Here is a 20,280-nt window from a genome sequence, read left to right on the forward strand (position 1 = left end):
TGATCGGTCGGTGGGCGCGGGGCCGGGCGAGATCAGCGCCGTCGCCACAGCCGGGTGGCCGCGGCCACCCCACCGCCCGCCGCGCCGAGAGCCAACGCCGTTCCGGCGCCGTACTTCGCGGCCTTGCGGGCGGTGCGGAAGTCGTACATCTCCCAGCCGCGGACCTTGGCGACGTCACGCAGATCGGCATCGGGATTGATGGCGACCGCGGTGCCGACCAGCGAGAGCATCGGGACATCGTTGTGTGAGTCGGAGTAGGCGGTGCACCGTTTGAGATTCAGGCCCTCGCGAATGGCCAACGCGCGCACCGCATGCGCCTTGCCGGGTCCGTGCAGGATGTCGCCGACGAGGCGTCCGGTGAACACCCCGTTGTGGCTCTCGGCGACGGTACCGAGCGCGCCGGTCAGTCCGAGTCGGGTGGCGATGGTCTGGGCGAGTTCGACGGGGGTGGCCGTCACCAGCCACACCTGTTGGCCGGCGTCGAGGTGGCGTTGTGCCAAAGCCTTTGTGCCGGGCCAGATCTTGTCGGCGATGTACTCGTCGTAGATTTCCTCGCCGAGTTCGACGAGTTCGGAGGTGGGGCGCCCGGCGATGAAGCTCAACGCCTTCTCGCGCCCCTCGGCGACGTCGTTGGCGTTCTCCTTGCCGGTGATCCGGAATTTCGCCTGGGTCCAGGCGAAATCGAGGATGTCGCTGTAGGAGAAGTACTTTCGGGCCGCCAGACCGCGTGCGAAATGCACGATGGAGGCGCCCTGTACCAGCGTGTTGTCCACGTCGAAGAATGCGGCCGCGGTGAGATCGCGGGGTGCCTCCGGGCTGCCGTCGGCCGGTGGGCGTGCGCGCAATGAGTCCACGGCGGCCTTCGCGCTGGCCTCGCCGGCGAGTGACTGCCGCAACTCCTGTGCGGTCTGCCGGAAGCGCCCGCCGGCCGCGCTGGCGCGTTCGGTGAGCCACGCGGTGACCCGATGGCTCTCGTCGTCGGCGTCGTGGTCGTCGGGGTCATCGCCGTGATCGTCGTCCTCGGAGTGCACGCCACCGTCGACGAGGTCGGCGTGGGCTTCCCAATCGTCGCCGGAGGGCTCCGCAGGATTCCCCCCGGTACCGGGTACCTCGGCTGGGTTCGTGTCACCGGCCGGGTTCGTGTCACCGGTTGAATTCGTGTCACCGTCAGAGGTCACACCCACAGTTCACACCTCCGCGACGGCCCGTACGGGCGGTTGGGGCTCGACGGGTACAGCCTAGCGGGGGGTCGAAGTGACCAGACGGCAGACTGGTCCTCATCGACCTCGTCGGGTCGACGAGATGAGGCCGGTCGCCCCTGCGCGGGGCCGGTGTCGAGAGGAGCCCATCATGACGGTCACCCTGCTCAGCCGCGACGGGTGTGCGGCGTGTGCGCGCGCCGCCGACGAACTGGCGCGGATCTGTGCGGAGGAGGGCGTCGATCTCGAGGTCGTCGACGTCGATGCCGCCGCGGCGGACGGCGATGTCGGGTTGCGTGCGGAGTTCGGCGATCGGCTGCCGGTGATCCTGCTCGACGGAGAGGAACACGGCTACTGGGAGGTCGACGAGGCCCGGCTGCGTGCCGATCTCGCCCGGCGCTGATCGTGGCCCGGGCGCGGAGATCGGCGGGGTCGTGCCCGGCCACGACGTGACCCGGGTATACGCTGATCGGCATCGACGCGGGCGACGACGGCCGCCCGCCCGGGTGTGTGGGAGTGGGTGTGCGGCAGTGAGCGTCAGTTCGGAGTCCGGCGACATTCCCGACCCCACCGTCGCCCGTCTCGCGAGTTATCTCTACGTCCTGCGGTCCTTTTCCCGGCGCGGCGTTCTCGTCGCCTCCAGTGGCCAGCTGGCCACCGCTGCGGGCGTGAATCCTGCGATCCTGCGCAAGGACCTGTCGTATGTCGGGGCCAATGGCGTGCGTGGCGTCGGATACGACGTCGGCAAGCTCACCGCCCGCATCTCCATCGCGCTGCACACCGACACCATCGCCACCGTGGTCCTCGCCGGCGCAGGCCGTCTCGGGCGCGCGCTGCTCGCCCACACCGGTGTCGGACGCGGCTTCGTCGTCGCCGCACTGTTCGACGACGACCCCGACACCATCGGACGGCGACTGACCCCCGACACGCCGGTGGTCTCCGCGCTCGACGACATCGAGACCGTGTGCGCCGATCCGTCGCTCGGATCGGTCGACATCGGCGTGGTCGCCACCGCCGATGAGCACGCACAACGCGTCGCCGACGCGTTCGCCGCGGTCGGCGTGCGGCAGCTTCTCAACGTGACGCCGGTCGGGCTCGTCGTCGACTCCGATGTCGTCGTCCGGCAGGTTGATCTAGCCTTGGAATTGCAGGTATTGGCCTTCACGGCGTCGCGCGGCCCGCTCGGTGCCCGCAACGCCGATCAGTTGCGCGCAGTGGCGGACCGGTAGGGGATATGAAAACGGTGACGGCGTGAGTGTCTTGTTGTTCGGTGTTTCGCATCGGAGCGCACCCGTTGAGGTGCTCGAGCGGATCGCGGTCTCCGACCACGACCGGCCCAAACTGGTCGACGAACTGCTCGGTTCGCTGGCCATCTCCGAGGCGATGCTCGTCTCCACCTGCAACCGCGTCGAGATCTACGCCGTCGTCGACGCCTTCCACCCCGCGCTCGAGGCCGTCGGCAAGGTCATCGGCGACCACTCGGGCATGAGCGTCAACGACCTCACCCGCCACGCCTACGTCCGCTATTCCGAGGCCGCGGTCGAGCACCTGTTCACCGTCGCGGCCGGCCTCGACTCGCTCGTCGTCGGCGAACAGCAGATCCTCGGTCAGATCCGTAACGCCTACCTCGACGCCGACGCCAACCGCAGCACCGGCCGCGTGCTGCACGAACTGGCCCAGCAGGCGCTGCGGGTGGGCAAGCGCGTGCACACCGAAACCGGTATCGACCGGGCCGGTGCGTCGGTGGTGTCGGTGGCCCTGCACCGTGCCCAGTCGTTGCTCAACAGCCCCATGACCTCGGCGGTCGTCGTCGGCGCCGGGGCGATGGGCGGACTCGCGACCGCGCAACTCGCCCGCGAGGGCGTCACCCACCTGACCGTGGTGAACCGCACCGTGGCCAATGCCGAGCACCTGGCCGGCAATGTCACCGCCAACCACGGCATCGAGGTGGACGGCGTCGGCTTCGACGATCTGCCCGCGGTGATGGCCGACGCCGATGTCGTCGTCGCCTGTACCGGTTCGGTCGGCTCGGTGATCGGGGTCGGTGACGTGCATTCGGCGCTCGCCGCGCGCGGAGCCGCCGCCGACAACCCGCTGGTCATCTGCGATCTGGGACTGCCGCGCAATGTCGATCCGGCCGCCGCGCGTCTGCCCGGCGTGCACGTCGTCGACATCGCCGGGCTCCGCGGGCACGCCGAGGCCAAGGCCGCCGAGGACGACACCCTCGCCGCCCGCTCGATCGTCGCGGGCGAACTCGCCGACTACCTCACTGCACAGCGTCAGGCCGAGGTCACCCCGACCGTTGCGGCGCTGCGGCAGCGGGCCGCCGACGTGGTGGAGGCCGAGATCCTGCGTCTGGAGACCAAACTCCCCGGGCTCGACGATCCGCAGCGCGACGAGGTCGCCAAGGCGGTGCGCCGGGTCGTCGACAAGCTGCTGCACGCGCCGACGGTGCGGGTCAAGCAACTCGCCTCGACGCCCGGTGGCGATCACTACGCCGAGGCGCTGCGTGAGCTGTTCGAGCTCAAACCGGGCTCGGCCGAGGCCGTCAGTGCTCCCGAGACCGGGCTGGGCCAGGCCGGGAGTGCACGTCACACCGGTCTCGATTCCACCCCCGATCAGGGAGAACGTTGAGCGATACGCAGAACCGGGCCGTCATCCGCGTCGGCACCCGGGGGTCGTTGCTGGCCCGCACCCAGACCCAGACCATCATCGACGCCCTCATCGCAGCCGGCCACCCGGCCGAATCGGTGATCATCAAGACCGCCGGCGACGCATCGGCGGCCCCGGTCGCCGAGATCGGCGTCGGCGTGTTCACCACCGCGCTGCGCAACGCCCTGCACGACGGGCGGATCGACGTCGCCGTGCACTCCTACAAGGATCTGCCCACCGCTCCCGATCCGGGGCTGGTCATCGCGGCCGTCCCGCCCCGCGAGGATCCGCGAGATGCCCTGGTCAGCAAGGGTGGACAGGTGCTCGGGGAGCTGCCGCCGGGATCCACGATCGGTACCTCGGCTCCGCGGCGGGCGGCACAGCTTAAAGCATTGGGTCTCGGTTTGGAAATCCGCCCCCTACGAGGCAACCTTGATTCTCGGTTGGGCAAAGTCGCCAGCGGCGAGCTCGATGCGGTCGTCGTCGCGCGTGCCGGACTCGTTCGAATCGGAAGGGCCGATGAGGTCACCGAGGCGTTCGACCCGGTGGTCCTGTTGCCGGCACCGGCGCAGGGGGCGCTGGCCGTCGAGTGTCGCTCCGACGATGCCCAACTGGTGAGAACTCTCGCCGAGTTGGACGACGAGTCCACCCGTGCGTCGGTCGACGCCGAACGCGCGGTGCTCGCGGCGCTGGAAGCCGGGTGCACCGCTCCGGTCGGGGCGATCGCCGAGGTGGTCGAGTCGCTCGATGACGACGGGCGCATCTTCGTCGAACTGTCGCTACGGGCGGCGGTGGCGGCCGAGGACGGATCCGATGTGATCCGCGCTTCGGTGGTGGGTCCGGTGGATCGTGCCGACCAACTGGGTAGGGATCTCGCGGCCGAACTGCTGGAACTGGGAGCGGGCGAGCTCGTCGACTCTTCCTAGTTCCGGTGAGGAACACACAGCTCTCAGCGGATGAGGGCAGGAGAGTGCGAACGCATGAGCCGTACGACCAAGAAGGCCAATCCGGGGCGGATCTTTTTCGTGGGATCGGGGCCCGGGGACCCAGACCTGCTGACCGTCCGGGCGCGGAGCGTCATCACCTCCGCGACCACTGCCTACGTCGACCCCGACGTACCGGCCACGGTGGTCGCCATGATCGGTGCCGCGCACCGCGAGGAGCCCGCCGACGACCGGCGTAAACCGGCGAAGCAGACCGCAGAGAAAGCGGGCGCAGAGAAGTCGGGCGCAGAGAAGTCGGGCGCCGAGAAGTCGGGGTCCGACGTGGCCGCCGACGGCGCTGCGACCGAGACCAAGCCCGCCGACTCCGAGTCGGCCGCCGACCAGCGCGTCGAGGCCGACCACGCCGATACCGATGCCGACCAGGTGGTTCGCCCGGCGCTCGGCGATCCCGGTGAGGTCGCCAAGACCCTCGTCGCGGCCGCCAAGGCCGGTGACGACGTGGTGCGCGTGGTCTCCGGGGACCCACTGACCACCGACTCGGTGCTCACCGAGGTCCATGCCGTGGCGCGCACCTCGGTCACCTTCGAGGTGCTGCCGGGCCTGCCCGCGGCTTCGGTGGTGCCCAGCTACGCCGGTATGCCGCTCGGCTCCAGTCACACCGTGGCCGACGTCCGCGCCGAGGGCGTCGACTGGGCGGCGCTGGCCGCGTCACCGGGACCGCTGGTGCTGCACGCGACGTCGGGGCACCTGGCCGAGACCGCCAGTGCACTGACCGAGCACGGGCTGGCCCCGCAGACACCGGTCGCGATCACCATCAACGGCACCACCTGCGCGCAGCGGACCATCGAGGCCACGCTGGCCACGCTCAACGAGCAGGGCAACGCGCTGACCGGTCCGTTGATCCTCACCGTGGGCAAGGTCGTCAGCCAGCGCGGCAAGCTCTCCTGGTGGGAGTCGCGCGCGCTCTACGGCTGGACGGTTCTGGTGCCGCGCACCAAGGATCAGGCCGCCGACATGAGTGAGCGCCTCGTCGGGCACGGCGCGATCCCGAAGGAAGTACCGACCATCGCGGTCGAGCCGCCGCGCAGTCCGGCTCAGATGGAAAGGGCCGTCAAGGGTTTGGTGGACGGACGCTACCAGTGGGTGGTGTTCACCTCCACCAACGCGGTGCGCGCGGTCTGGGAGAAGTTCGCCGAGTTCGGACTGGATGCGCGAGCGTTCTCCGGGGTCAAGATCGCCTGTGTCGGAGAGGCCACGGCCGAGCGGGTGCGGGCCTTCGGGATCAATCCCGAGCTCGTGCCGTCGGGGGAGCAGTCCTCACTCGGTCTGCTCGAGGACTTCCCGCCGTATGACGACGTGTTCGATCCGGTGGACCGAATCCTGTTGCCGCGGGCCGATATCGCCACCGAGACCCTCTCGGAGGGACTGCGTGAGCGTGGCTGGGAGATCGACGACGTCACCGCCTATCGCACGGTGCGTGCGGCCCCGCCGCCCGCCGAGACCCGCGAGATGATCAAGACCGGCGGTTTCGATGCGGTCTGCTTCACCTCGAGCTCGACGGTCCGCAATCTCGTCGGTATCGCCGGAAAGCCGCACGCGCGCACCATCGTTGCGTGTATCGGTCCCAAGACCGCGGAAACGGCAACGGAATTCGGGCTTCGCGTCGACGTGCAGCCGGAGAACGCGTCCATTCCGGACCTCGTGGATGCACTCGCCGAGCACGCCGCCCGACTGCGGGCCGAGGGGGCGTTGCCCCCGCCGCGCAAGAAGTCGCGGCGGTCGCGGTCCTAGGAGGGTGACGATGGCCCCGGTGATCCGTCCCCGCCGACTGCGCACCAGTGCCGCGATGCGTCGTCTCGTCGCCGAGACCACGCTCGCGCCAAGCGATCTCGTGCTGCCGATGTTCGTCGCCGACGGCATTGACGCCCCGCGTGAGATCACGTCCATGCCGGGCGTGGTCCAACACACCCTCGACTCGCTGCGCAAGGCGGCCGACGAGGCGGTGCGCGCCGGCGTCGGTGGGTTGATGCTGTTCGGGGTGCCCGCGGCCGGTGACAAGGATGCCGTGGGTTCGGGTGCCGACGACCCCGACGGTGTGCTCAACCGCGCGCTGTCGGAGCTGCGGTCGGATCTCGGTGATCGCACCGTGCTGATGGCCGACACGTGTCTCGACGAGTTCACCGACCACGGCCACTGCGGCGTCCTGGACGAGTCGGGTCGGGTCGACAACGACGCCACGCTCGAGCGGTACGTGTCGATGTCGTTGGCGCAGGCCCGATCCGGTGCTCATCTGCTCGGGCCGAGCGGGATGATGGACGGTCAGGTCGCGGCCATCCGTGAGGCGCTCGACGCGGAGGGCTTCACCGACACCGGCATTCTCGCCTACGCCGCCAAGTACGCGTCGGCGTTCTACGGGCCGTTCCGTGAGGCGGTGGGGTCGTCACTGCAGGGTGATCGGCGAACCTATCAGCAGGACGGTGCCAACCGGATCGAGGCGTTGCGCGAGGTGCGACTCGACCTCGACGAGGGCGCCGACATCGTCATGGTGAAGCCGGCGATGAGCTACCTCGACATCGTCCGCGACGTCGCCGAGATATCCGACGTTCCCGTTGCCGCCTACCAGATCTCGGGTGAGTATTCGATGATCACCGCCGCCGCCGAACGCGGCTGGATCGACCGCGATGCCGCGATTCTGGAGTCGCTCACCTCGATCCGACGTGCGGGCGCCAAGATCATCCTGACCTATTGGGCGGCGGAGGTTGCCGCGCGGTTGGGTTGAGCGCGCTCTCCGGTCCTGCCGTGAGTACGCCACGGCAGGACCTGCGGTTCACCCGTGGTTACCGGTCGCGTGGTGCGACGAGGTCGCCGAGTAGAGCCATCAGTGCGTGCGTCAGATTCACCACCACCATGCTTGCGCCTGCTTCCAGTGACGTCCGTACCTGCTCGGCACCGCCGACGATGTCCATGCGCAGACGACCTGCGTCGGCAACCGACCGATGGATCCGGTCGAGTTCAGCGGCGAGCGCCGGATCAGCGCTGGATTCGAGGCCCATCGAGATCGCGAGATCCGCGGGCCCGCAGAGCACACCGTCGATTCCTGCCACCGCCAGGATCTCCGGGGCGCTCGCGCAGCCCGCACGGGATTCGATCATCACGATCGTCAACGTCGTGTCGGCGTCGGCGTGCAGATGCTCGCCTGCGCTGACCGTGCCGAATCGCCCGGCCCGACCGTAGGTGGCGAATCCACGATCACCGACCGGTGGATACCGGGTGGCGGTGACCACCGCGCGCGCGTGCTCCGCCGTGTCGACGTGCGGCACCACCACTCCGGAAGCCCCCAGATCGAGGACGCGTTGGATGAGTGCGGTCTCGTGCTGACCCACCCGGACCAGCACATCGACCCCGTGCACCTGCGCCGCGGTGATGTGGGCTCGCAGCTGTACCTGGTCGGCGGGACCGTGTTCACAATCGATGAGGATGTAATCCATCCCGGCGACAGCAGCCATCTCGACGAGTTCCTCCGAAGGCATGCGGGTGAGCACACCGACGACCTGCTCACCTGCCTGCAGACGACTCTTGAGTGTCGGCCGGCTCATCGGGCCACCATCCCTGCCGACAAATCGATGTCGGCGCCACACAGCCCCGACATCGTGAGCATCGCAATCACCGAAGCGGCGACCTCGTCTTCGGTCACCATGCGCCCCAACGCGGCTCGCGAGACGAAGTTTGCCTGCGCCTCGGCGTAACTCATGCCGGTGCGCTCCGCTTCCCTCGAGAAGTTCCGGTGCATGCGCGGGCCGTCGACGGGACCCGGGGACAGTGAGTTGACGCGGACACCGTAGGGCCCCACCTCCGTGGCCAATGTGCTCGTCAGTCCGATGACCGCCATCTTCGACGCACAGTAGGGGGTGCGTCCGGTCAGGGGTCGCTTCCCCGACACGGATGCGAGATTGATGACGTCCCCATGAGCCCTGGCGATCATCCCCGGCAGGAATTCACGGCACACGAGGTAGGTGCCGCGCACATTCACCGCGAACACCTCATCCCAGTCGGCGACGGCGACGTCGACGAGATCGGCGACGGGTCCTGCGACGCCGGCGTTGTTGATCAGGATCGACACCTCGGTGTCGGCGAGCTCGGCACCGAGCCGGGTGACCTGCAGTGGATCGGAGACATCGCAGGTCGTGGTGCGCCGGATCAGCGGATGGCGCGTGGTGACCGCATCGAGTGCAGCCGGGTCCCGTCCGGTCACGACGACCTGCGCCCCGTAGGCGGCGAGGGCGCATGCGATGGCCGCTCCGAGGCCGCTCCCGCCGCCGGTGACCAATGCGGTCCGGCCGGCCACCGCGGTCTGCGCCGGCCGATTCTCGGAGGCGACCGTCATCGGGTCGCCGCGCTCAGGGCGTTCGACCAGGGCAGTTCCGCGCCGGTGTACTTGGCGGCGCGGACGTCGCCCGAACGAGCATGGCCCTCGAACAGCTCGACGCGCGCCGCGCGCCCGCAGACCTCACCGAGGTGCGCACTCGAGTCGGTGTTGCGCACCTCTGAGTACGTGACGGTCTTGAGGTACTTACCCACCCACAGGCCGCCGGTGTAGCGGGCAGCACCGCGCGTGGGCAGTACGTGATTCGTGCCGATGACTTTGTCGCCGTAAGAGACACACGTCCCCTCGCCGAGGAACAACCCGCCGTAGTTGCGCATGGTTGTCAGGGCCTCGCGCGGTTCGGCGGTGAGTACTTCGACGTGCTCGCTCGCGCGGGCGTCGGCAACGGTGTACGCCTCCGCGAGATCGTCGACGATGATGACCTCGCCGTGGTTGCGCCAGGCGGGTTCGGCGAAGTCCTTGGTGGGCATGTCGACCAGTAGCTTGTCGATGTGGTCGACGACCCGGGCACCGAGGTCTGCCGACGTGGTGACGAGTACCGCGGGCGAATCCGGCCCGTGCTCGGCCTGCGACAGCAGATCGACCGCCACGACAAAGGGGTCAGCGGTCTCGTCGGCGATGACGAGGATCTCGGTGGGACCGGCGAACAGGTCGATGCCGATCTCGCCGAACAGCTGGCGCTTTGCCTCGGCCACATAGGCATTGCCCGGTCCGGCGATCAGATCGACCCGCTCGATCGTCTCGGTTCCGGCGGCCAGGGCCCCGACCGCCTGAACTCCACCGAGAAGGTAGATCTCGTCCGCGCCCGCGAGGTGCATCGCTGCTACGGTCGCGGCTGGGATCTCACCACGGATCGGAGGGGTGCATGCGGCGACGCTGGGCACCCCGGCGACCTTGGCGGTGACGATGGTCATGTGCGCCGACGCAGTAAGCGGGTACCGACCGCCGGGAACGTAGGCGCCGACGCGGCCGATGGGGATATGTCGTTGCCCGAGAAACACTCCCGGCAGTGTCTCCATCTCGAACTCGGACATCGACTCGAGCTGCCGCTGGGCAAAGCCGCGGACCTGCGACTGCACGAAACGGATGTCCTCGATCACCTGATCGGGCACCGAGGCGACGATGCGGTCGATATCGGCGGGCGAGAGCAGAAAGTTCTCCGGCGTCCAGTGATCGAAGGTTGCCGACCATTCACGAACGGCGGCGTCGCCGCGATCACGGATGTCGTCGAGGATCGCGGTGACGCGGCTGCTCACCTCGGTGCGGTCCGCTCGCGGGTTGGGCTGGGCTGTCGGGGATTTCACTATGGTAGGCATCAGATCTCCTGTAGTTCTGGGGAATCGGTGAGGTGACTGCGGATGAGTTGTGCCAGTCGGTCGGGGCGGTCCCAGGTGCACAGATGTCCGGCATCGACGGACGCCAGCCGGGCGCCGGGGATGGCATCGGCGATCCGCTGGTGATACCGCGGAGGGCAGAGCACGTCGTGGGAGGCAGAGATCACCAGGGTGGGACGGTGCACCCTCGTCAGATGTGCGAGTGCGTCGGATCGAGTCGACTGGGCGGCCAGTTGCGCGCGGAACGTTGTCGGTCCGACCCGACGTGCCATCTCGACGAACCGCTCGACCTGTGCACGGCTCGGACGGGCGTCGGCGAACATGGTGGGCGCGATGTCCTCGCGCACGATTGTCTCGAAATCACCTGCGACGGTGCGAGCGGCGTGCGAGCGCCACGCGGACAGTTGGTGAGGTGTCGGTGCGGAGGCGTTGGTGGAGATGGCGCAGAATCCGGTGACTCGGTGTGGGGCTCGCCGGAGTATCTCGAATCCGACGATCGCACCGAGGCTCAGCCCAGCGAGGACGAAGGTATTCGGTGCGGTGTCGAGAACCTCGTCTGCCATGCCGGCGATCGTTGGGCGGGTCAGTGGTGGGAGGGAGTGCGCTCCGAGGGCCGGGGCGATGTCGATCCACGTCTCTTCGTCGCACAGCATGCCGGGGATGAGGATGACGGGGGGACCGGTCATGGGGAGGGCACCAGATCTGCCGGAGCCACATACCCATTGGGATCGATGGCCAGTCCCGCGTCCCCGGCGGCCTTGACGACCTCGTCGTCCCACTCGATGCGGACGCGGCCGTCGCCGCTGGTCACCATCAACAACATGCCGGTGTCCGCACCGACGCTGCGGATCTCCCGAAACGCATTGGGCGGCATCGAGAGCATGTCCCACTCGGCGAGACGAACCGATCGGGTGTCCGGTCCGCGATTGACGGTGACCTCCCATTCGCCGCTGTACACCATCAGGACCGTGCTCTGCGAGTGCCGATGCATCGAGATACCCTGCCCGCGAACAGCTCTGAGCCATGAAACCGAATGACCGTGAGGATGGACTATTCGCGGAAGCTGATCGCGGTCCTCGGTCATGCCGAATCCGATCACCGATCCCAGTTCGGCGCTGCCACCCGGCAGAGCCGAGTCCAGGAATGCCCGGTTCGACCAGGTGATGTTTTCGGGCGTGGCGATCCGAGCGGCCATCTGATCCACCGAATACTTTGGCAGGGAATCGATCTGGTGCGGGGTCAGCGGGGTGACGAGTTCACTGTCGTCGGGGAGCGGATCGCCTGCGACGGTGTCGACGAGGCGGCCGTCCGCGGTGAGATACAGGCCATGGCCCTTGGCCTCCTCGAGAACCGAGGGGCCCCAGATGATCCCACCGGTGCGGTCCATGCCGAGGACGGTGAACAGAATGCCGTCGTCGGGGCCGATGTTGGTGAAACCCCGGAAGATCCACGTGGGAATCGACGCGATCTGACCTTCGCGGAGGACGAGCTCGCCCTCCGAGCCATCAGCGCCCCATCTCAGGAGGTACTCCCCCCGGAAGCACAGGAAGACCTCGGCGGTGAAGTGCAGGTGCAGATTGTTGGTAACCCCCCGGGGCATGGCGGCCGCGCCGATCTGGAATCCGTGCGGCTCGGTCAGATTCACCACCTGGCCGGCATTCTGGCTCACGCCGCGCCCGATCATCGAGTAGTTGCGCTTCTGGTCGGAGCCGGGAGTGCGGCAGTCGATGAATGCCTGGTTGCAGGAGACGAAATCGGTGCGCAGGATCGTGCGCCGACGCAGCTCCTCGTCACTGACGACGAGTTCGGTGGACATGGTGTGGCTCCCATTCGATCGTGATCGGTTGTGCCCGGAGGTGGACGGAGGCGTCTTGTCGAGCCGGGGGTGAGATTACTCGGCAAGCGATGATTTATACGTATGCATTGTTGCGCTGAGATGGTGCCTGCGTCAACCCCCAAGCCCGGAATCGGTGCGGGGGCGGCTCAAAGAAACTGATGTGCACGAGTTTTGGCTTCGGTCGGAGAAGGGACGGGTCGTAGGCCTGTTGTCGCCGAAGGTGTGGGTAGGCTTGCACGGCATAAGCAATTCATTCGCGTGCACCGACGACAGAGATTGTTTCGAGGAGTGTCATGGCCATCACGAGTCGCGACGTGGCGAGGCTCGCCGGCGTGTCCCAGCCGACGGTGTCACGTGCCCTGCGCGGTGACCCGCGAGTGGCCGAGGCGACCAAGAAGCGGGTGGCCGAGGCGGTCGCGGCCCTGGGATATGTACCCAGTGAAGCGGGTCGGAGTTTGGTCACGCGGACCACGCGACGGATCGGCATCGTCGTCACGGATCTGACCAACCCGTTTTATCCGCAGCTCATCGGACCTCTTCACGACGAACTCGGCGCACTCGGTTATCGCGTCATGGCATTCACCGAGCGGTCCGACAGCTTGTCGGCGGTCGAGCACCTGGTGGATGGGTCGGTCGATGGGGTCGTGTTGCTGACGACGACGATCGGATCACCACTACCGGCCGAGTTGGCCCGACGGGGGGTGCCGTTCGTGTGTTTGAACCGCGAGTCGGGAACGGGTCTCGGCGATGCTGCGGTCGTCGACAATGCCGCAGGTGGCAGGTCTGCCGCGGAGCATCTCGTCACGCTCGGACATCGTCGTATCGCGGGGATCTTCGGGCCGGAGGACACGAGTACCGGTCGCGATCGCGAGCAGGGATTTCGGCTTGCGCTTGCCGATGCAGGCATCGGGATTCCCGCCGGACTCAGTAGTCACGGACCCTTCGATTTCGACACCGGCCATCGGGAGATGCTGCGTCTGCTGTCGATGGAATCGCGGCCCACAGCGGTCTTCTGCGGCAATGATGTGGTCGCCATCGGCGCTCTCAACGCCGCGATCGCGGCGGGGGTCGACGTGCCGGGCGAGATCAGCGTGATCGGCTTCGATGACATCCCGATGGCCTCGTGGGAGGTCTTCGGACTCACGACAATCGGTCATGATCTGGCCGAGATGGCGGCCTCGGCCGCTCGATTGCTCGTCGATCGGCTCACCGCCGACGGACAAGCCGGTCCGCCGCGACGGATTGTGTCGGTGCCAAGTCTCGTCGCGCGTCGGACCACCGGGCCTGCTACGCAGCGCTGAGAAGGCAATCTGACACATGCGTATGTGCCTGGCGCACCGCCTGTGAAGGCAAGCCTCTTTCGTTGAGAAGTACAGGTAGATCGCTATTGCTTCGATGTTCGGGGAATTCGTGATCAGCCCTTGCGTGCGTTCGATTCATACGTATACACTGTCTCGTTGAGGCGCTCGTCACACCGGCCGTCCGCACTGTGTCCACCGCGGTGCCCGCCGGTTCGCCCACAGTCATCCGGACGTCGGCCGCCGCCTCACGAGGCGCGGCACACTTCGAAAGGTGAGTCCATGATCTCCACACCGCCACCCGCCACACCCCCACCCTCCCCGAGTCCGATCACGAGAACCCCGCTGCTCGAGGCCAAGGCCCTCTGCAAGAGCTACGGCCATGTCGAGGTTCTTCGTGGCGTTGACTTCACGGTCTATCCCGGTGAGGTCACCGCGCTGATCGGCGACAACGGCGCCGGTAAGAGCACTCTGGTCAAGACGCTGTCGGGGGTCGTTGCACCCGACAGTGGCGAATTGTTGCTCAACGGTAGGCCGACCACCATCGACTCCCCTTTGCACGCACGGGAACTCGGGATCGAGACGGTTTATCAGGACCTTGCCCTGGCTCCTGAACTCAGTGCCGCGGACAACGCCTTCATCGGACGGGAACTCCTCAAGCCCGGTGTGCTCGGTCGGCTCGGTGTCCTCGACAAGGCCACGATGCGAACGCGTGCCAGGGATGCATTCCGTTCTCTCGGAACCGAACTCAAAGACCTCGACGCACCGATCGCCGCACTGTCGGGTGGGCAGCGTCAATCGGTCGCAATCTGCCGGTCGGCAATGTGGGCGCGGCACTTGGTCTTCATGGACGAACCCACGGCAGCACTGGGCGTTGTGCAGACCCGGAAAGTCTTGCAACTGATCCGACGGGTCGCCGACACCGGGATCGCGGTGGTGTTCATCAGTCACAACATGCCCGAAGTCCTCGAGGTCGCCGACCGCGTACAGGTTCTCCGGCTGGGGCGGCGTGTCGCCGACCTCACCGCGAACGAGTGCGACGTCGATGATCTCGTGGGGGCCATGACCGGCGCACTGGACGGAGTTGCGTGATGAGCATCCAGAACACTGCACCCGCCACGTCGAAGGCCACCACTCCCGCCGGAGTGGGTGAGGCCGTGGTCACCACCGACATCCCGGAGCTCAACGGGACGAACGGCCTTCGCGCACAACGGATTCTCCGGAAACTGAAGACCTCGACGCCCGCGTACATGTTTGGCGTGATGGTACTGCTGTTCATCGCCTTCAGCCTCCTCGCGCCCGATGCCTTCCCGACGTTCATCAACGTGCGCAACATCCTCACCGATGGCTCGACGCTGCTCGTCCTCGCGGTCGGCGTCACCTTCGTCATGGTTGCCGGCGGTATCGACCTGTCCATCGGGTCGGTGTTGGTCTTCGCCAACGTCGCCGCGGCCAAGGTCATGACGGCGATGGGCACCGACAACGCCTTCACGGTGGTCGTGGGAACCGTGGTCGCCCTGGCGTGCGGAATCGGTTGGGGAATCTTCAACGGGTTGTGTATCACCAAACTCCGTGTGCCCGCACTGATCACCACGCTGGGCACCCTCGGGGCCGTCCTGGGGTTGGCCAATCTCCTCGTCGACGGCAACGACATCAGTGATCTTCCGACCTCGATGATCTCGCTGACCACCAGTCGAGTGCTCGGTCTGAGTCCCCTGATCTGGGTTGCGGTCATCGTCGTCGTCCTCGGCGCTGCGGTTCTCGCCTTCACCCGTTTCGGGCGGCACACCTACGTTGTCGGTTCCAATGAGGAGGCTGCTCGCCGCGCCGGTATCCACGTCGATCGGCACCTGATCAAGCTCTATGCGATGAGCGGGTTGCTCGCCGGTCTCGCCGGGATGCTGTCGCTGATTCGGTTCGACACCACCACCCTGTCCGGCCACACCACCGACTTCCTGGCGGTCATCACCGGTGTCGTCCTCGGCGGTATCAGTCTCTTCGGCGGTATCGGAACGGTCGGCGGCGCAGTCATCGGCATCTTCATCTCGACGATGCTCATCAACGGTTTCACGATCATCAACGTCCAGCCGTTCTGGCAACAGGTCGCGATCGGATTCATCCTCATCGTCGCGGTATACATCGACCAGCTCAAGCGGCGCAGCCGTGAGCGCGGGTAGGGCGATCGGCATGACTCGGCAGACAGCCATGCGGCGCACGCAGGTCGCCGCTGCGATGATCCTGGCCGGCGCGCTCACCGTTCTGCTCGCCGCCTGCGGGGGTCAGTCCTCGGCAACACCCACCGGTCAGCCCGCAGGCAAACGTGTGGTCTACATCCCCGGCCTGACCGGCAACCCGTTCTACACCAGCGTGTCCTGCGGAGCCGCCCAGCGTGCACAGCAGGTCGGGATCGACTACGCGACCCAAGGGGCAGCAGAATTCTCGGTACCTCTGCAAACCCAGATCGTGGAAGCGGTCTCCGCGAGCAAACCCGCGGCCATCATGATCGCGGTCACGAGTCCGAAGGCCATGATCGCTCCTCTGCTCCAGGCCAAACGCGACGGCATCGAGGTCATCACCATCGACGGAGACCTCACCGACAAGTCGATCGCACTGACCAACATCGAGTCCGACAACTACAAGGGCGGGCAGATGGCCGGCGAGAAGATGGCACAGCTGATCGGCGGTAAGGGCGACGTCGTCGACATCGACAGTGCGTCGGGCTCGGTGGTGGCGGAGGCGCGACGTCAGGGATTCGTCGATGCGATCGCCAAGTATCCGGGAATTCACTTCATCGGAGTCCAGTACAGCGAGAACTCACAGGCGAATGCTGCGCAGATCGCAGCGACCCTCGCCAGCTCGAATCCGAATCTCGCAGGCATCTATGCACAATCGACCAACAACACCGCCGGTGCCATCACAGGGCTCCGAGAGGTCGGCAAGACGAACAAGGTCAAGCTCGTCGGATTCGACGTCTCCGATCCCATCATCGACGCCCTGAAAGCCGGTCAGATCGAGGCCACCATCCTGCAGGACCCGATATCGGCCGGACGTCTCGGCATCGATTCGGCTGTGGCCGCGATCGAAGGGCGGCCGGTCCCGCGTGACCAGCGACCGACGTTCGCTGTCGCCACGCCGGACAACCTCACCACGCCGGCCGTCGCCTCCCATTTGTACAAAACCCACTGCTGATCGCCGATCGGCGCTCCCGACCCGACCACCAACGAAGGAACACACCTCATGAAGTTCACTCCGGCCCGCCTCGCCGAACTCGACGGCCGGTTCCGGTTCATCAAGCAACCTGAGCTGGATCGTCCTGCCGCACAGCGTGACCCGAAGGTCATCGAGACCGTCTCGACGATGCTGTCCAGCATCGAGAAGGGAGGAATCGACGCGGTCCGCCGATACGCGGCAGACCTCGACGGTTACGACGCACCCGACTTTCTCGTGTCCGCCGCCGACCTCGCCGCGGCCGGCGAGAGCCTACCGACGGAATTGCGCACCGCGCTCGAGCTGGGCTCGGAACGCACCAAGGCCTTTGCTCGCGAAAGCCGGTCGCATCTGGTCGATTTCGAGATCCAGTTGGCGGAGGGGCTCGTCACCGGGCAGCGATACGTACCGATCTCCCGGGTCGGCGCCTACGTTCCGGCGGGCCGATTCCCGTTGCTGGCCGGCGCCTTCATGACCGTCGGGGTGGCCAAGGTCGCAGACGTGCCGACCGTCGTGGCCTGCACCCCACCACGTCGTGACGGTACCGCCGATCCGGCCGTGCTGTACTCGGCGTATCTGTCCGGTGCCGATCAGGTCTTCGTTCTCGGCGGCGTGCAAGCCCTCGCGGCCATGGCGTTCGGTCTCCTCGGTGATCATCCCGTCGACATGATCGTCGGTGCGGGCAATGCCTATGTCGCCGAGGCAAAGCGACAGTTGTTCGGCACGGTCGCGATCGATCTACTGGCCGGTCCGTCGGAGGTGGCGGTGATCGCCGACGAGACCGCAGACGCGGCGACGGTGGCCGCAGACCTGCTCGGGCAGGCCGAGCACGGCACGGAATCGCCTGCGGCCCTGGTCACCACCTCCGAAGAACTCGCCCACGAGGTGATCGCGCAGGTGCAGGCGCAGCTCGCCGAACTCAAGACAGCCGAGATCGCCGGACCCGCCTGGCGCGATCACGGATCGGTCACCTGGGCGCAGGACCGGGAGACCGCGATTGCGCTGATGGACGATCTTGCCCCCGAACACCTCGAGATCCAGACCGCAGACGACGACTACTACCACGACAATCTACGCAATTACGGGTCGATCTTCCTCGGCCCGTGGAGCACGGTTGCCTACTCCGACAAAGGCATGGCCGGCACCAACCACGTGTTGCCGACCGCGGGCGGAGCTCGTCACAGCGCAGGACTGTCGGTGTCGCGATACCTGAAACCGCTTACTTATCAACGTGTTTCCCGGGAGGCGACCCCGTCCGCTGCAGGTGCTGTGGAGACGATCGCGCACTACGAGGGGATGGCCGCCCACGAGGCCACGGCGACCATCCGACTCAATGCCTGGCGCGGATCGGCGGCCAAGTGAGAATGTCGAAGAACGGAACGAACCCTCTGTCCGACACCGAACAGGACGGCACCACCCTCGTCGAGTCGGCCACGCGACACCTCCCGAAAGGGGACATCATGACCTCGCCGGTCGCCCGGAAGATGCCCGGAGACTTCACCATTGCGCTTCGCCCGGCCAACGGAGCCGACATCGACGGCCATCCGCGCGGAGAGCGCCGACAACCCATGCGGGGTTTCGAGGACACCTATGTCGACATCGTCGACTACATCGTCCGGATCACCCATCGCATCTGGGAGGACCAAGACGTCGGCTACATCTATGACACCTACGCGCCGGGCTGTCGACTGCACACCGACAGCGGCCTGCAGTACGGCGTCGAGGCGCTCGTCGAGGGCACTCTGCACTCGATCAACGCTTTTCCCGATACCCGCCACTACGCCGACGACGTCATCTGGGCCGGAGATGAAGATCAGGGTTTCGTGACCAGCCACCGCGCGATCAACATCGGTCACCACACCGGACCATGGCGGTGGGGCCCGCCGACCGGTCGCAAGGTGCAGACTTGGGTGATTGCGAACTGCTTGGTGCGGGAGAACGAGATCGTCGAGGAGTGGGTGCTCTACAACACGGCCGCACGGTTGGCGGCTTTGGGAATCGACGTCGTGGAAGCCGCCCGGACCTATGCCAACGAGGGCGGACTCGCGCCCCTGAGCGAGCGCGACATCACCGAGGTGGACCGCCTGCGTGGTGGACGTAAGCCGGTGCCCTACCCGAAGCCGAGTGACGATCGTGGCTTCGACGTGGAGCACATGGTCAGGGCACTCTGGCACGACATGTACAACCGGCGTGACCTCAGCGCCGTCGACCGGGCCTACGCGCCAACCGTCTTGTGGAACGGCACAACCAACCGCGTGGGTCGCGGTCGCGGTGATGTCCGCGCCTTCGCGCGCAGCTTGCTGTCGACCTTTCCCGACCTCGGGGTAGCTGTCGACGAGGTGTACTGGATGGGTAACGACGCCGACGGGTACCGGGTGATGCTCCGGTGGGTCGGGGCGGGCACCCATCGCGGGTACGCGTTGTACGGCACGCCGACGGGGCGACGTGCACACCTCTGGGGGATCACACAGCTCTACATCAAGGATCGTCAGATCGTCGAGGAGTGGAACCTCTTCAACGAATTCGACGTTCTGGCCCAACTGGTGCGTGACGATCAGCACGCGGATCTGTGACCCGGATCGTCTGCGTGCCCTTGGCGCCGGACGTCGGGCGGTTCGAGCAGAACTGCGTGCTGATCGAGGACGGGATCGCGACGGCGGTGTCGGCTGGTGCCGACATCGCCGTGCTCCCCGAACTGGCCACATCCGGGTATGTGTTCGAGTCGGGGGACGAGGCCCGAGGCGTTGCCTTGCACGCCGACGCCGACATCCTCACGCGCTGGGCGCTGATGGCCGGCGACACCACCGTGGTGGTCGGGTTCGCCGAAGTGGGAGGCGACGGCTCGCTGCACAACTCGGTCGCGATTCTCGACGGCGGTGAGGTTCGCCGTGTGTACCGCAAGGTGCATCTGTGGAACACCGAGAAGCGGTTTTTCATTGCCGGATCGCTGGCGCCCCCGGTACTCGACACCCGGCACGGCCGGATCGGTGTGATGATCTGCTATGACCTCGAGTTCCCGGAACTGACCCGGAAGACCGTTCTGGCCGGGGCCGATGTGCTGCTGGCTCCGGTGAACTGGCCCTTGGTAGAGAGGCCGGTCGGGGAGCGACCGCCCGAGCAGGTGATCGCCATGGCGACCGCCCGCATCAACCGGGTGTTCGTCGCGTGCTGCGATCGGTCGGGTGCCGAGCGCGGCCAGGAGTGGACCGAGGGGACGGTGATCGTGGGCCACGAGGGATGGCCGCTGGCCGGTGGGCGGGGCAGCGAGTTGGTGATCGCCGATGTCGATCTCCGGGAAGCGAGAGACAAGAGGCTGGCCGGTCTGGCGGATGCGCTCGGCGATCGCCGGCCCGACGTCTACGCGACATGATCGGACCCGGCTCTTCTCGGAGTTGATCCTGCGCCACCGCACGGCCCCGAACGGT

General features: G+C 66.9%; 19 protein-coding genes. 13 read left to right on the plus strand and 6 right to left on the minus strand.

Going from position 1 to position 20,280, the window contains the following annotated elements:
- Positions 1-32: 32 nt before the first annotated feature.
- Positions 33-1,184 carry an HAD-IB family hydrolase gene (locus P3L18_RS19960; RefSeq protein ID WP_014359014.1) on the minus strand — a complete coding sequence of 384 codons (1,152 nt, stop codon included), beginning with the start codon at positions 1,182-1,184 and terminating at the stop codon, positions 33-35.
- A gap of 166 nt (positions 1,185-1,350) precedes the next feature.
- Between P3L18_RS19960 and P3L18_RS19965 the strand changes: the two genes are divergently transcribed.
- From P3L18_RS19965 to hemB, 6 genes are all read left to right on the plus strand, one after another.
- Positions 1,351-1,602, plus strand: a complete 252-nt coding sequence (locus tag P3L18_RS19965; protein ID WP_006372720.1) for a glutaredoxin family protein — start codon at positions 1,351-1,353, stop codon at positions 1,600-1,602.
- 127 nt (positions 1,603-1,729) lie between these two features.
- Entirely contained in the window at positions 1,730-2,428 is a 699-nt protein-coding gene (locus P3L18_RS19970; RefSeq protein WP_276115009.1) for a redox-sensing transcriptional repressor Rex, read from the plus strand.
- 22 nt (positions 2,429-2,450) lie between these two features.
- Positions 2,451-3,833 carry a glutamyl-tRNA reductase gene (locus P3L18_RS19975; protein WP_014359015.1) on the plus strand — a complete coding sequence of 461 codons (1,383 nt, stop codon included), beginning with the start codon at positions 2,451-2,453 and terminating at the stop codon, positions 3,831-3,833.
- Positions 3,830-4,777, plus strand: coding sequence for a hydroxymethylbilane synthase (hemC, locus tag P3L18_RS19980; RefSeq protein ID WP_006372717.1), 948 nt, complete (start codon positions 3,830-3,832; stop codon positions 4,775-4,777). The genes P3L18_RS19975 and hemC overlap by 4 nt, the downstream gene beginning before the upstream one ends.
- 54 nt (positions 4,778-4,831) lie before the next feature.
- Complete coding sequence (locus P3L18_RS19985) at positions 4,832-6,586, plus strand: bifunctional uroporphyrinogen-III C-methyltransferase/uroporphyrinogen-III synthase (RefSeq protein ID WP_276115010.1); 1,755 nt, start codon at positions 4,832-4,834, stop codon at positions 6,584-6,586.
- Positions 6,587-6,596: 10 nt separating this feature from the next.
- Positions 6,597-7,574, plus strand: coding sequence for a porphobilinogen synthase (gene hemB, locus P3L18_RS19990; RefSeq protein WP_014359017.1), 978 nt, complete (start codon positions 6,597-6,599; stop codon positions 7,572-7,574).
- Positions 7,575-7,632: 58 nt separating this feature from the next.
- On the opposite strand, the gene P3L18_RS19995 is transcribed toward hemB, so the two are convergent.
- Genes P3L18_RS19995 through P3L18_RS20015 form a run of 5 tightly spaced genes read right to left on the minus strand, consistent with a single transcriptional unit; the run spans position 7,633 to position 12,329 of the window.
- A complete protein-coding gene (locus tag P3L18_RS19995; RefSeq protein WP_006372714.1) occupies positions 7,633-8,391 on the minus strand; it encodes an aldolase/citrate lyase family protein in 759 nt (252 codons plus the stop codon).
- Complete coding sequence (locus P3L18_RS20000) at positions 8,388-9,179, minus strand: SDR family NAD(P)-dependent oxidoreductase (RefSeq protein WP_276115011.1); 792 nt, start codon at positions 9,177-9,179, stop codon at positions 8,388-8,390. Before P3L18_RS20000 ends, P3L18_RS19995 begins: the two co-directional genes overlap by 4 nt.
- Positions 9,176-10,495 carry a histidinol dehydrogenase gene (gene hisD / locus P3L18_RS20005; RefSeq protein WP_276115012.1) on the minus strand — a complete coding sequence of 440 codons (1,320 nt, stop codon included), beginning with the start codon at positions 10,493-10,495 and terminating at the stop codon, positions 9,176-9,178. Before hisD (P3L18_RS20005) ends, P3L18_RS20000 begins: the two co-directional genes overlap by 4 nt.
- A complete protein-coding gene (locus P3L18_RS20010; protein ID WP_276115013.1) occupies positions 10,495-11,199 on the minus strand; it encodes an alpha/beta fold hydrolase in 705 nt (234 codons plus the stop codon). The genes hisD (P3L18_RS20005) and P3L18_RS20010 overlap by 1 nt, the downstream gene beginning before the upstream one ends.
- Positions 11,196-12,329, minus strand: coding sequence for a hypothetical protein (locus P3L18_RS20015; RefSeq protein ID WP_276115014.1), 1,134 nt, complete (start codon positions 12,327-12,329; stop codon positions 11,196-11,198). Before P3L18_RS20015 ends, P3L18_RS20010 begins: the two co-directional genes overlap by 4 nt.
- A gap of 314 nt (positions 12,330-12,643) precedes the next feature.
- Here P3L18_RS20015 and P3L18_RS20020 point away from each other — a divergent pair, with 314 nt between their 5' ends.
- The 7 genes from P3L18_RS20020 (at position 12,644) to P3L18_RS20050 (ending at position 20,225) form a co-directional block, all read left to right on the plus strand.
- Entirely contained in the window at positions 12,644-13,651 is a 1,008-nt protein-coding gene (locus P3L18_RS20020) for a LacI family DNA-binding transcriptional regulator (protein WP_276115015.1), read from the plus strand.
- Between the two features lie 279 nt (positions 13,652-13,930).
- Positions 13,931-14,740, plus strand: a complete 810-nt coding sequence (locus tag P3L18_RS20025) for an ATP-binding cassette domain-containing protein (protein WP_276115016.1) — start codon at positions 13,931-13,933, stop codon at positions 14,738-14,740.
- Positions 14,740-15,825, plus strand: a complete 1,086-nt coding sequence (locus P3L18_RS20030; RefSeq protein ID WP_276115017.1) for an ABC transporter permease — start codon at positions 14,740-14,742, stop codon at positions 15,823-15,825. The genes P3L18_RS20025 and P3L18_RS20030 overlap by 1 nt, the downstream gene beginning before the upstream one ends.
- Before the next feature lie 10 nt (positions 15,826-15,835).
- Positions 15,836-16,837: an ABC transporter substrate-binding protein gene (locus P3L18_RS20035; protein ID WP_276115018.1), complete on the plus strand. Its 1,002-nt coding sequence runs from the start codon at positions 15,836-15,838 to the stop codon at positions 16,835-16,837.
- Between the two features lie 48 nt (positions 16,838-16,885).
- Positions 16,886-18,217, plus strand: coding sequence for a histidinol dehydrogenase (gene hisD / locus P3L18_RS20040; protein ID WP_006372705.1), 1,332 nt, complete (start codon positions 16,886-16,888; stop codon positions 18,215-18,217).
- Between the two features lie 98 nt (positions 18,218-18,315).
- Positions 18,316-19,428, plus strand: coding sequence for an ester cyclase (locus P3L18_RS20045; protein WP_240524110.1), 1,113 nt, complete (start codon positions 18,316-18,318; stop codon positions 19,426-19,428).
- 14 nt (positions 19,429-19,442) lie between these two features.
- Positions 19,443-20,225, plus strand: coding sequence for a nitrilase-related carbon-nitrogen hydrolase (locus P3L18_RS20050; protein ID WP_276115019.1), 783 nt, complete (start codon positions 19,443-19,445; stop codon positions 20,223-20,225).
- Positions 20,226-20,280 lie beyond the last annotated feature (55 nt).

Origin of the sequence: Gordonia sp. N1V (genome assembly GCF_029269935.1) — a bacterium.
Classification (GTDB): Bacteria; Actinomycetota; Actinomycetes; order Mycobacteriales; family Mycobacteriaceae; genus Gordonia; species Gordonia polyisoprenivorans.